At 67.2% G+C, this 12,361-nt stretch carries 14 protein-coding genes; 13 read left to right on the forward strand and 1 reads right to left on the reverse strand.

Features of this window, described 5'->3' with window-relative positions; translation table 11 throughout:
* The first annotated feature begins 32 nt into the window (after positions 1–32).
* The 11 genes from KVT39_RS14625 (at position 33) to KVT39_RS14675 (ending at position 10,208) form a co-directional block, all read left to right on the forward strand.
* Positions 33–1,244, forward strand: a complete 1,212-nt coding sequence (locus KVT39_RS14625) for an MFS transporter (protein WP_105390479.1) — start codon at positions 33–35, stop codon at positions 1,242–1,244.
* A 279-nt stretch (positions 1,245–1,523) separates the two neighbouring features.
* Positions 1,524–1,925, forward strand: coding sequence for a DnaJ family domain-containing protein (locus tag KVT39_RS14630; protein WP_034181150.1), 402 nt, complete (start codon positions 1,524–1,526; stop codon positions 1,923–1,925).
* A complete protein-coding gene (gene tadA, locus KVT39_RS14635; protein WP_181152213.1) occupies positions 1,922–2,518 on the forward strand; it encodes a tRNA adenosine(34) deaminase TadA in 597 nt (198 codons plus the stop codon). Before KVT39_RS14630 ends, tadA begins: the two co-directional genes overlap by 4 nt.
* A 100-nt stretch (positions 2,519–2,618) precedes the next feature.
* Positions 2,619–3,557, forward strand: a complete 939-nt coding sequence (ldcA, locus tag KVT39_RS14640) for a muramoyltetrapeptide carboxypeptidase (protein WP_131948653.1) — start codon at positions 2,619–2,621, stop codon at positions 3,555–3,557.
* 306 nt (positions 3,558–3,863) lie between these two features.
* Complete coding sequence (locus tag KVT39_RS14645; RefSeq protein WP_034181153.1) at positions 3,864–4,568, forward strand: GntR family transcriptional regulator; 705 nt, start codon at positions 3,864–3,866, stop codon at positions 4,566–4,568.
* A 147-nt stretch (positions 4,569–4,715) separates the two neighbouring features.
* Positions 4,716–6,200, forward strand: coding sequence for an NCS1 family nucleobase:cation symporter-1 (locus KVT39_RS14650; protein WP_034181154.1), 1,485 nt, complete (start codon positions 4,716–4,718; stop codon positions 6,198–6,200).
* 10 nt (positions 6,201–6,210) lie between these two features.
* Complete coding sequence (locus KVT39_RS14655) at positions 6,211–7,002, forward strand: aspartate/glutamate racemase family protein (protein WP_217589423.1); 792 nt, start codon at positions 6,211–6,213, stop codon at positions 7,000–7,002.
* 149 nt (positions 7,003–7,151) lie between these two features.
* Positions 7,152–8,105, forward strand: a complete 954-nt coding sequence (puuE, locus tag KVT39_RS14660; protein ID WP_217589424.1) for an allantoinase PuuE — start codon at positions 7,152–7,154, stop codon at positions 8,103–8,105.
* Positions 8,102–8,623 (forward strand): 2-oxo-4-hydroxy-4-carboxy-5-ureidoimidazoline decarboxylase, encoded by a 522-nt coding sequence (uraD, locus tag KVT39_RS14665; protein ID WP_217589426.1) that lies wholly within the window; start codon positions 8,102–8,104, stop codon positions 8,621–8,623. The genes puuE and uraD overlap by 4 nt, the downstream gene beginning before the upstream one ends.
* 62 nt (positions 8,624–8,685) lie before the next feature.
* Complete coding sequence (alc, locus tag KVT39_RS14670; RefSeq protein ID WP_034181158.1) at positions 8,686–9,699, forward strand: allantoicase; 1,014 nt, start codon at positions 8,686–8,688, stop codon at positions 9,697–9,699.
* Positions 9,696–10,208, forward strand: a complete 513-nt coding sequence (locus KVT39_RS14675; protein WP_034181159.1) for an ureidoglycolate lyase — start codon at positions 9,696–9,698, stop codon at positions 10,206–10,208. Before alc ends, KVT39_RS14675 begins: the two co-directional genes overlap by 4 nt.
* Before the next feature lie 81 nt (positions 10,209–10,289).
* On the opposite strand, the gene KVT39_RS14680 is transcribed toward KVT39_RS14675, so the two are convergent.
* A complete protein-coding gene (locus KVT39_RS14680) occupies positions 10,290–11,255 on the reverse strand; it encodes a LysR family transcriptional regulator (RefSeq protein WP_217589428.1) in 966 nt (321 codons plus the stop codon).
* 152 nt (positions 11,256–11,407) lie between these two features.
* Here KVT39_RS14680 and KVT39_RS14685 point away from each other — a divergent pair, with 152 nt between their 5' ends.
* Together KVT39_RS14685 and KVT39_RS14690 are read left to right on the forward strand one after the other, a co-directional pair.
* Positions 11,408–11,812 (forward strand): RidA family protein, encoded by a 405-nt coding sequence (locus KVT39_RS14685; RefSeq protein WP_034181161.1) that lies wholly within the window; start codon positions 11,408–11,410, stop codon positions 11,810–11,812.
* A 123-nt stretch (positions 11,813–11,935) separates the two neighbouring features.
* A complete protein-coding gene (locus tag KVT39_RS14690) occupies positions 11,936–12,346 on the forward strand; it encodes an ACT domain-containing protein (protein WP_105390486.1) in 411 nt (136 codons plus the stop codon).
* The last annotated feature ends 15 nt before the right edge of the window (positions 12,347–12,361 follow it).

Consider the following 12,361-nt stretch of genomic DNA (forward strand, 5'->3'; position numbering starts at 1 on the left):
GAGGATTGCCGAAACGAACAAGGAGACGCCAAATGCCGGATTCCCGATACCGCTGGGTGATCGTCGCCGCGGGCGGCCTGATGGGCTGCATCGCGATCGGCGCGATGTTTTCGCTGCCGGTGTTCCTGCGCGCGATTGCGCGCGACACGGGCTGGTCGATGACCGGCATTTCCGGCGCGATGACGCTCGGCTTCATCGCGATGGCCTTCGCGAGCATGGGGTGGGGCAGCCTGTCGGACCGGATCGGCACGCGCGCGGTCGTCGTGACGGGCGCCGTGCTGCTGTCGGCGAGCCTCGCGCTGGCGAGCCGAGCGCCGTCGCTGCTCGCGTTCCAGCTGACCTTCGGCCTTGCCGTCGGCAGTGCGACGGCCGCGGTGTTCGCGCCGATGATGGCGTGCGTGACGGGCTGGTTCGACACGCACCGCAGCCTGGCGGTGTCGCTTGTCTCGGCCGGCATGGGGATGGCGCCGATGACGATGTCGCCGCTGGCCGCGTGGCTCGTGTCGACGCACGACTGGCGCACGTCGATGCTGCTCGTCGCCGCGCTGGCGGCCGTCGTGATGATCCCTGTGTCGCTGCTGGTGCGCCGGGCGCCCGCGCTCGACCGTGCGCACGCGGCGCCTGCGCCTGCCGGCGCGCCCGCGGCGATGTCGGTCGCGGACGCACTGCGCTCGCCGCAGTTCATGGTGCTGCTGCTGACCAATTTCTTCTGCTGTGCGACGCACTCGGGTCCGATTTTCCATACGGTCAGCTACGCGGTGACGTGCGGGATCCCGCTGATCGTCGCGGTGTCGATCTATAGCGTCGAAGGGCTCGCGGGCATGGGCGGCCGGATCGTGTTCGGGCTCCTCGGCGACCGTGTCGGCGCGAAGCGCATGCTGGTGGCCGGGCTGCTCGCGCAGGCGCTGGGCGCGCTCGGCTACTACTTCGTGCGCACGCTGGACGGGTTCTACGCGGTCGCGACGCTGTTCGGCTTCATCTATGCGGGCGTGATGCCGCTGTATTCGGTGCTCGCGCGCGAGAACTTCCCGCTGCGGATGATGGGCACCGTGATCGGAGGCAGCGCGATGGCCGGCAGCCTTGGCATGGCCGCGGGGCCCGTTGCCGGCGGCCTGATCGTCGATACGTTCGGCGGTTACGGCTGGCTGTACCTCGGTTCGTTCGCGATCGGTCTCGGTGCGTTCCTGATCGCGATGATGTTTCGCCCGTTTGCGAAAGCACGGCCGGAAACGGTGGCCGCGTGACCCGGCAGCGGAAGTGGGGCGGTGTCCGTTTCGCCGGATTGGCGACGCCCGGAACGCACCGCCGCAGATAGAAATCAGGGCCCGACACCGCCTGCATTTGCCGGTGCCCGGACGGCGCTTCGCCCGCTGCGGCGCAGCAGACCGGCAACTGGCGCCGATCGGCGCGCATGCGTCACGATTCGGCCCCTAAAAGCACAATATCGAGCATGTATTCGAAGGGCCTGTCATACCCGCGTCACCCTGCTAGAATTCGGCCTGCCGCATTGTTCCCATTGACTGATGAGATTGCTTGACGCCCTGGTCGAACAACGTATTGCCGCCGCCGCCGCGCGGGGCGAGTTCGACGATTTGCCGGGTACCGGCGCGCCGCAGGCGCTGGATGACGACCTGCTCGTGCCCGAGGAGGTGCGGGTGGCCAACCGTATCCTGAAGAACGCGGGCTTCGTGCCGCCGGCTGTCGAGCAATTGCGCGCGCTGCGCAACCTGCATGACGAAGTGCAGGCGGTCAGCGACCGCGCCGCGCGCTGCCGGCTGCAGGCGAAGATCCTGGCGCTCGACATGGCGCTCGAATCGCTGCGCGGCGGCCCGATGGTGATGCCGCGCGACTACTGCCGGCGCATCGCGGAACGCCTGTGCGAGCGCGGGCTCGACGAGGCGCCCGCCGAAACGGGGCCGATGTGACGTCCGACGCGCTGCACGACGCAGCCCGATCGGTGGCCGACGCGGCCGCTGAACCCGCCGCACAGTCTCCTATTTCCGAAACCGCACCCGTATCGGCGCGCGACCTGCATTTCATGCGGCTCGCGCAGGCCGCCGCGGAAGAGGCGCGCGCGGCCGGCGAAGTGCCGGTCGGCGCGGTGCTCGTGCGCGGCGACGAAGTGATCGCACGCGGCTTCAATCATCCGATCGGCGGGCACGACCCGTCGGCCCATGCGGAAATGGCGGCGCTGCGCATGGCCGCGCAAAATCTGCAGAATTACCGGATGCCCGGCTGCGAGCTGTACGTGACGCTCGAGCCGTGCCTGATGTGCGCGGGTGCGATCATGCACGCGCGCATCGCGCGGGTCGTCTACGGTGCCGCCGATCCGAAGACGGGTGCATGCGGCAGCGTGATCGACGCGTTCGCGAATCCGCAGCTCAACCACCATACCGAAGTGACCGGCGGCGTGCTCGCCGACGAGTGCGGCGCCGCGCTGAAGTCGTTCTTCGCCGAGCGCCGTCGCGCGTTGCGCGAAGCACGGCTGGCCCGCGACGCCGAATCCGGCGCGTCATAGTCGCGCCGGCCGCGCCTGTCGCCCCGGGCGCGCACGGTTCCGCTGAACCGAAGACGGTTCGGACCCTCTAAGCAGGTTTGACGACCCGACACCTTTCGCCATGTCCTTCCAGCCCGCCGCGTCCTACACCATCCGCCTGCTGGCGCCGTCCGGTTATCCGCACGATCCCGACGCGATCAATCGCGCGCTCGAACGCCTCAGCACCGCGCAGCAGCGCATCGAGAACATCGAGGCGACGCAGCGGCGCTTCCAGCGTTTCGGCGGCACCGACGGCGAGCGGGCAGGCGACCTGAACCGTCTCGCCGATCCGGAGCGGCCGCTGCCGGACATTGCGCTCGCGGTGCGCGGCGGCTACGGTGCCGCGCGGATCCTGCACGGGCTCGACTATCGCGGGCTCGAGCGCAGGCTGCGCGACCAGCCGGTCGCGCTCGTCGGCCACAGCGATTTCACGGCGATCCAGCTCGCGCTGTACGCGAAGGCGCGCATCAAGACGTTCGGCGGCCCGATGCTTTCCGCCGATTTCGGCGCGGAAACGCCGAGCGACTTCACGATGCAACACTTCTGGCAGACGCTGACGCAGCCGAGCACGACGATCATCGCCGAAGCACCGCAGGTGCAGACCATGAACGTGACGGGCACGCTGTGGGGCGGCAACCTCGCGATCCTCACGTCGCTCGTCGGCACGCCTTACATGCCCGACATCGAGGGTGGCATCCTGTTCATCGAGGACGTCAACGAACAGCCGTTCCGGATCGAGCGGATGATCTATCAACTGCACCTGTCGGGCCTGCTCGCGCGCCAGCAGGCGCTCGTGCTCGGCCAGTTCACCGGCGCGCGGACGTTCGAGTACGACAACGGCTACGACATGCAGGCGATGATCGACCAGGTGCGCGAGGTGGTCGGTATTCCGGTCGTCACGGGCCTGCAGTTCGGCCACGTGCCCGACCTGCTGACGCTGCCGTTCGGCGCGCAGGCGCAACTGGTCGCGAATGCGCACGGTTTCCGGCTCACGTTGTCCGATTATCCGCATCTCGGCTGATGCGGGCGCGGTCGATCGAAAGGCGGGTTCTCCGCCTTTTTCTTTACGTAATTGTGCAACTAACGGTCAAAAATTTCGGCTGACGTCGACAGAATCGTCGCCGGATTTTGCACCAGTTTTGTCAACAAAATGGCCGGGAGGGTATACGACGAGACGGCCTCTGTCATGGCACTCAGGCTTGTTGTGCATGGATTTCGCGCATCCTGCACCGATTGGAGTCGTGTCCGTGCACGCCGATTGTGCGAAATGTCGGAAAAGAATTGTTGACAATCTTTATGTCCATCCTAGGATGAGGACCATCACACGATGCAGATCATGAACGAGCCCGATTCCCACCCGTCCGGTGCCGCCAGTCCCGAAGCGATCGCCGAGCGGATCCGCACGGCGATTCTCGAGCATCGGCTCGCGCCCGGCGCGAAGCTGACGGAGGCGCAGCTCTGCGACGTGTTCGGCGTGAAGCGCGGGACGATCCGCCAGGCGCTCGCGCAGCTCGCGACCGACAAGCTGGTCGAGCTCGAGCCGAACCGCGGTGCGTTCGTCGCGAGCCCGACGCTGCAGGACGTGCACGAGGTGTTCGAGATGCGCCGGATCATCGAGCTCGCCGTGGTCGAGCGGCTCGCGACCGGGCCCGGCGCGAAGCGGCTGAAGGGCGTCGCCGCGCTGATCGACAAGGAACGCAAGGCGTTCGAGCGGCACGACTTCGCGGCATGGATCCGGCTGTCGGGCGAATTCCATACGGCGCTCGCCACGCTGATGGGCAATGCGACGCTCAGCGAGTGCCTCGAGGGGCTCGTCGCACGCTCGACGCTGATGTCGGCACTGTACGAATCGCACGGGCGCAGCCCGTGTTCGTGCGACGACCACGACGAGATCCTCGCCGCGCTGGAGGCGGGCGATCCGAAGCGGGCGGTGACGCTGATGGCGCGCCACCTGCAGCATGTCGAACTGAAGATGCTGGACCGGCCCGCGCAAGGGCAGGTCGATCTGCGCGAAGTGTTCGGCGGCGCCTGAGCGGCGACGCGAACCCGGCCGCGCGCCACAGAACGAGAGCAATGCAGGCCTGCGGTGTCCGCCGCGGGCCGCTGGTCCGACTCCGGGCGACGATCCGGAGCGGTAACGATGACAGTGGAGCGGCCTCGGCCGCGTCAAGGAGAAGTCATGGCTCAGTTCAGTGTGGCGCACGACAGCGCCTATCCGGCGGAAGAAGGCGGCGAGGGCGGCGATCCGACGCTGCCGGGCGGTTACAGCGAACGTCTGTACAACGAAGATTTGGCACCCCTGAAGAATCAGACATGGGGCTCGTACAACATCTTCGCGTTCTGGATGTCGGACGTGCACAGCGTCGGCGGCTACGTGTTCGCGGGCAGCCTGTTCGCGCTCGGGCTGACGAGCTGGCAGGTGCTGATCGCGCTGATCGTCGGGATCGGCCTCGTGAACGTGCTGTGCAACCTGATCGCGCGGCCGAGCCAGCAGATCGGCGTGCCGTATCCGGTCGCGTGCCGCGCGACGTTCGGCGTGCTCGGCGCGAACGTGCCGGCAGTGATCCGCGGGCTGATCGCGATCGCGTGGTACGGCATCCAGACCTATCTCGCTTCGAGCGCGCTGGTGATCGTCGTGCTGAAGTTCTTTCCGCAATGGCTGCCGTATGCGGACGTCCATCGCTACGGCTTCCTCGGGCTGTCCGCGGTCGGCTGGGCCGGGTTCATGCTGCTGTGGGTGCTGCAGGCGTTCGTGTTCTGGAACGGGATGGAGACGATCAAGAAGTTCATCGACTTCGCGGGCCCGGCCGTCTATGTCGTGATGTTCATCCTCGCCGGCTACATGGTGTGGCGCGCGGGCTGGCGCAACATCGGCATCAACCTCGGCGGCGTCAAGTATCACGGCGCGGAAGTGATCCCGGTGATGATCACGGCCGTGTCGCTGGTCGTGTCGTACTTCTCCGGGCCGATGCTGAACTTCGGCGATTTCTCGCGCTACTGCCGCTCGTTCGGCGAAGTGAAGCGCGGCAATTTCTGGGGGCTGCCCGTCAACTTCCTCGCGTTCTCGCTCGTCACGGTGATCACGACGGCAGCGACGCTGCCGGTGTTCGGCGAACTCATCACCGATCCGGTCGAGACGGTCGGCCGCATCGACCATCCGACCGCGGTGATCCTCGGCGCGCTGACGTTCACGATCGCGACGATCGGCATCAACATCGTCGCGAACTTCGTATCGCCCGCGTTCGATTTCTCGAACGTCGCGCCGCGCCTGATCAGTTGGCGCGCGGGCGGGATGCTCGCGGCCGTCGCGTCGATCTTCATCACGCCGTGGAACCTGTTCAACAACCCGGCCGTGATCCACTACACGCTCGACGTGCTCGGCGCGTTCATCGGCCCGCTGTACGGCGTGCTGATCGCCGACTTCTATCTCGTCAAGCGCGGCCGGCTCGTGCGCGACGACCTGTACACGATGTCGGAGAGCGGCACCTACTGGTACACGGGCGGCGTGAACCGCCGTGCGCTCGCCGCGCTGCTGCCGGCCGCGGTGATCGCGGTCGCCTGCGTGATGGTGCCGGGCTGGCAGGGCGTCGCGAACTTCTCGTGGTTCATCGGCGCGGGGCTCGGCTTCGTGTTCTACCGGCTGCTCGTGAGCGCGAAGGCCTGAGGAGCATGCGATGAAGATCCGACTGATCAATCCGAATACGACGCAGCGGATGACCGACGCGATGGGCCGCTGCGCGCGCGACGTCGCGGCCGCGGGCACGGAGATCGTCGCGGTGAGCCCGCCGATGGGGCCGCCGTCGATCGAAGGGTATTACGACGAGGCGCTCGCGACGCCCGGGCTGCTCGCCGAGATCGCGCAGGGCGAGCGCGACGGCTGCGACGCATACGTGATCGCGTGCTTCGGCGATCCGGGCCTCTACGCGGCGCGCGAGCTCGCGCGCGGGCCGGTGATCGGCATCGCCGAGGCCGCGATGCATGCGGCGAGCGTGCTCGCTCCCGGCTTCTCGGTCGTCACGACGCTCGCGCGCACCTGCGGGATGGCATGGCACCTGGCTGAACGCTACGGGATGAAGCGGTTCTGCCGCAACGTGCGCGCGACCGACGTCGCGGTGCTCGAACTCGACCGGCCGGGCTCGGCCGCGCGCCGGATCATCGTCGACGAATGCCGGCGCGCGCTCGACGAGGACGGCGCGGACGCGATCGTGCTCGGCTGCGCGGGGATGGCCGAATTCGCGCACGAGATCGAGCAGCAGATCGGCGCGCCGGTGGTCGAGGGCGTCACGGCGGCCGTCAAGTGGGCCGAGGCGCTCGTTGCGCTGCGCCTCGCGACCGCGAAGCGCGGCGACTACGCGCGGCCGCTGCCGAAGCGCTATGACGGCGCATTCGCCCGCTTCAGCCCGCCGGACGGGGAGGCGGCGGAACCCGCCCCGAATTTGCCGCAGCCGCACATACACACCGTCTGACATGCACTATCTGCGCCGCTGTATGGGCGCGTCTGGACGTTTTCGCTACACTGGGCCGTCAACGCATCGGCCCGCGCGGCCGGCCTGCGGCACCCGCGCGGTCGATGCGAACCCATTATTTCAGCGAAACCTTCGCGGCACTTCGAACCATGTCACTCGATCCCAACTATCCTCGCGACCTGATCGGCTACGGCCGCCATCCCGTGCAGGCGAACTGGCCGGGGCGCGCCCGCGTCGCCGTGCAATTCGTGCTGAACTACGAGGAGGGCGGCGAGAACTGCGTGCTGCACGGCGATCCGGGCTCCGAGCAGTTCCTGTCGGAAATCGTCGGCGCGGCCGCGTATCCGGACCGCCACATGAGCATGGAGTCGATCTACGAATACGGTTCGCGGGCCGGCGTGTGGCGCATCCTGCGCGAATTCGAGAAGCGCGGGCTGCCGCTGACGGTATTCGGCGTCGGCATGGCGATCGAGCGTCACCCGGAGCTCGCGCGCGCGTTCGTCGAACTCGGCCATGAGATCGCGTGCCACGGCTGGCGCTGGATCCATTACCAGAGCATGACGCCCGAACTCGAGGCCGAACACATGCGTCTCGGGATGGAGGCGATCGAGCGCGTGACGGGCGAGCGCCCGCTCGGCTGGTATACCGGTCGCGACAGCCCCAATACGCACCGCCTGGTCGCGGAATACGGCGGCTTCCTGTACGACTCCGACAACTACGGCGACGACCTGCCGTTCTGGATGGACGTCGCCGTGTCGGGCGGCGGCACGCTGCCGCAACTGATCGTGCCGTACACGCTCGACACGAACGACATGCGTTTCGCGACGCCGCAAGGCTTCAACACCGGCGATCACTTCTTCGACTATCTGCGCGACGCGTTCGACGTGCTGTACGCAGAGGGCGACGAGGCGCCGAAGATGCTGTCGATCGGCATGCACTGCCGGCTGCTCGGCCGGCCGGGCCGGTTCCGCGGGCTGCAGCGGTTCCTCGATCACATCGAGAGGCACGATCGCGTATGGGTGACGCGCCGTGTCGATATCGCGCGTCACTGGCGTGAACATCATCCGTATCAGCCCAATCATCGAAACGAAGGGAAAGCATGAAGGCGATGCGTTACACGTTGAATCAATTGAACACGATGGCGCCGAACGCATTCGTCGCGGCGCTGTCGGGGATTTTCGAACATTCGCCGTGGGTGGCCGAGGTCGCCGCGGGCGAGCGGCCGTTCGCGAGCATCGACGCGCTGCACAAGACGATGTCGGGCGCGGTGGAAACGGGCGGAGAAGCGCGCCAGCTCGCGCTGATCAACGCTCACCCGGAGCTGGCCGGCAAGGCCGCCGTGCGCGGCGAGCTGACGGCCGAGTCGACGCGCGAGCAGAGCGGCGCGGGCCTCGACCAGTGCACGCAGGAAGAGTTCGACAAGCTGCTGACGCTGAACCGCATGTATCGCGAGAAGTTCGGCTTCCCATTCATCCTCGCGGTGCGCGGCTACGACCGGCACGGCATCATCGCGAACTTCGAGTCGCGCGTGAATCATTCGCGCGCCGAGGAATTGCGCGCGAGCCTCGACCAGATCTACCGGATCGCGCGCTTCCGCCTCGACGACCTGATCGACGCCTGACACCGCAATACGGCCTGCTGCGTCGCGGCGGCCGGATCGCATCACTGAAACAAGGAAATATCATGGCTGTTCCGCTTCTCGATCCCAACGCACCCGAATTCACGCGGCGCTACGTGAATCTTGCAGACCCGCGTCTCGGTGCGCAGGCGCTCGAAGCCAGCGACGATTTCTTCGCGCCGAAGGACCGGATGCTGAACCCCGAGCCGGCCGTGTTCATTCCCGGCAAATACGACGACCACGGCAAGTGGATGGACGGCTGGGAAACGCGCCGCAAGCGCACGACGGGCTACGACTGGTGCATCGTCAAGCTCGCGCGCCCGGGCGTGATCAAGGGCTTCGACATCGACACGAGCCACTTCACCGGCAACTTCCCGCCGGCCGCGTCGATCGAGGCCGCCTTCGTGGCCGACGGCGCGCCGACGCATGCGACCGAGTGGGTCGAGGTCGTGCCGTCGACGACGCTGCAGGGCAACAGTCATCACTACGTCGAAGCGAGCGATGCACGTGCATTCACGCATCTGCGCGTGAACATCTATCCGGACGGCGGCATTGCGCGCCTGCGCGTGTACGGCCAGCCGCAGCTCGACTGGGCCGGCGCGAGCGCAACCGAGCAGTTCGATCTCGCGGCGATGGAAAACGGCGGCTACGTCGTGGCCGCGAACAACCAGCACTTCGGCGTTGCGTCGAACCTGCTGCTGCCGGGCCGCGGTGTGAACATGGGCGACGGCTGGGAAACCCGCCGCCGCCGCGAGCCGGGCAACGACTGGGCGATCATCGCGCTCGCGCAGCCGGGCGTGATCCGCAAGATCGAAGTCGATACCGCGTTCTTCAAGGGCAACTACCCGGATCGCTGCTCGATCCAGGCTGCCTATGTGTCGGGCGGCACCGACAGCTCGCTGATCACGCAGTCGATGTTCTGGCCGGTGCTGCTCGGCGAACAGAAGCTGCAGATGGACAAGCAGCACTACTTCGAAGCCGACATCGCGTCGCTCGGCCCCGTCACGCACGTGCGACTGAACATCATTCCGGACGGCGGCGTGTCGCGCCTGCGTCTGTGGGGGACGCTCGACAAATGAAGACGCTTGTTATCGAACCGCTGACCAAGGAAGCGTTCGCGCCGTTCGGCGACGTGATCGAGACGGAAGGAGCAAAGCAGATCCCGATCAATCTCGGCACGACGATCCGCTTTCACGATCTCGCGAAAGTCGATGTGAGCGACGAAGACGGCCGCACGCTCGTCAACCTGTTTCGAGGCCAGCCGCGCACGCTGCCGTTCGAAGTGAAGATGCTCGAGCGGCACCCGCTCGGCAGCCAGGCATTCGTGCCACTGAACGACCAGCCGTATCTCGTCGTCGTGGCGCCCGCGGGCGATCTCGATCCGGCGAAGATCCGCGCGTTCGTGACGAGCGGCTGGCAGGGCGTCAACTATGCGAAGGGCGTGTGGCATCACCCGCTGATCGCACTCGGCGGCGTCAGCGATTTCATCGTGGTCGACCGGGGCGGCGACGGCCTGAACCTCAACGAGCAGGATCTGCAGGAATCGCTGTGGCTCACCGATGAGGCGCTAACTGCGTTGACCGCCTGAGTCGTCGGCGTTTCCGCGCCAACTCGTCGAAACCCGCGCATGTTGCGCGGGTTTTTTTATGTGCGGCCGTTTATGAGCGACTCAGGTCGCCACGGTCTTGCCCGTGTCGCGCGAACCGCTGCCGCCGCGACGCCGGTTCGCGACCGGCGCATGCTGCGCCATCAGGTCGGCGATCCAGTCGACGAAGACGCGCAGCTTCGCGCTGACGTGCCGGTTCGGCGGGAACGCGACGTACATCGGCATCGGTTCGAGCTGCCACGCGTCGAACAGCTGCACCAGTTCGCCGCGCTCGCGATGCGCGGCAGCCATGTAGTCGGGCAGCCACAGAATGCCCAGCCCGGCGAGGCCGGCCTCGAGGTATGCGTTGCCGTCGTCGACCGCGAGCACGTAGCGCCCGCGCACGTCGACGCGCTCGCCGTCGCATTCCATCGCAAACGGCAGCGCCTTGCCGGTACGCGCCCACAGGAAGCCGACGATCCGGTGATGCGTGTCTTCCAGTTCAGCCGGATGCGACGGCGTGCCGGCGCGCGCGAGGTAGGCAGGCGACGCATACACGCCGAGCCGCAGGTCGCCGACGCGACGCGCGACCAGCGAGCGGTCGGCCGGTTCGCCGCCGCGCACGACGCAGTCGACGTTCTCGCCGATCACGTCCACCACGCGGTCGCTCACGCCCATGTCGAGCTGGATGTCAGGATAGCGAGCATGGAACGCGGGCAGCGCGGGGATCAGGATCAGGCGCGCGAACGGGCTCGGCACGTCCACGCGCAGCCGCCCGCGGGGCGACGCGGACGCGGCGGACAGGCTCGTTTCGGCATCGTCCATGTCGGCCAGCAGCCGCACCACGTGCTCGTAGTACGCGGCACCGTCGGCGGTGACGACGACCTTGCGCGTCGTACGGTTGAACAGCTTCACGCGAAGCCGCGCTTCGAGCTGCTGCACCAGTTGCGTGACGGTGGTGCGGCTCATGTGCAGCGTCTCGGCCGCCTTCGTGAAGCTGCCGGCTTCCACTACGCGGGCGAACGCCTGCATTGCGTCGAATCGATCCATCGGGTCAGGGCTCCGCGTCGGTCGGAAATTGTTTGGTGCGCGCAAACAGTGTTGGACAGGGTTGCCGGTTTATCCGCCGGGCGACGGTCCTTAAAGTGCCTTCATCGTTGATGCAGGGGCGGCTTCGCCCCACTGACTGATGGAGGTGTTGGATGGCAAAGCGTAGCGTAGTTTTCCCGCCCGGTCGCCGGGCGCTGTATGAGCGCAACCGCTACTCGCCGGCGCTGCGCTCGAACGGTTTCCTGTTCGTGTCCGGGCAGGTCGGCAGCCGCGACGACGGTTCGCCCGAGCCGGAGCTGGGCGCGCAGGTTCGCCGCGCGTTCGACAACCTGAACGCGGTGCTGAGTGCGGCCGGCTGCACGTTCGACGATGTCGTCGACGTGACGGTGTTCCTCGTCGACCCCGAAGCGACGTTCGAGCGGATCTGGGAGATCGTCCCCGAGTATTGGGGCGATGCACCGCATCCGACGCTGACCGCCGTCGGCGTGACCTGGCTATACGGCTTCCAGTTCGAGATCAAGGCGATCGCGCGGTTGCCGGAATCCGTCGACGGGTGAGGTGGCCGTCCGAGGCTGGCTTGCGGATGAAGTCGCGGCGGTGCGTGCATGGCACCGTCATCGCGCGTGCTATCGTGCCCGCATCGCCACCGCACGACGTCCTGTTCCGGACGTATTCCTCCGATGAGCCAACCTGAAAACGACCTCGCGATCCTGCTGCGCACGATGCAACCCGAACTGCATCCGGGCGCGTTCGCGTTCGTCTCGCTGCCGACCGATGCAGACGTATCGTTATCCGAAACGATTGCAACGTTCCGCGAAGCGGAAGGGCTGACGGTCGTGGTCGACGAAGAGGCGGCTGCGCGTCGCGGCTGGCCCGTGCTGTTCCGCGCCGCGTGGATCACGCTGACCGTGCATTCCGATCTCGCGGCAGTCGGCCTCACCGCGGCATTCGCGCGGGCGCTCGGCGCGGCCGGCATCAGTTGCAACGTGATGGCGGCCGCGTATCACGACCACATCTTCGTGCCGTTCGACGACGGCCCGCGTGCACTCGAGGCGCTCGTCGCACTGCAGCGCGACGCGATGCGCGGCTAGCGCGCTGCGCATTCG

Source organism: Burkholderia sp. GbtcB21 (genome assembly GCF_019091065.1).
GTDB lineage: Bacteria > Pseudomonadota > Gammaproteobacteria > Burkholderiales > Burkholderiaceae > Burkholderia > Burkholderia pyrrocinia_C.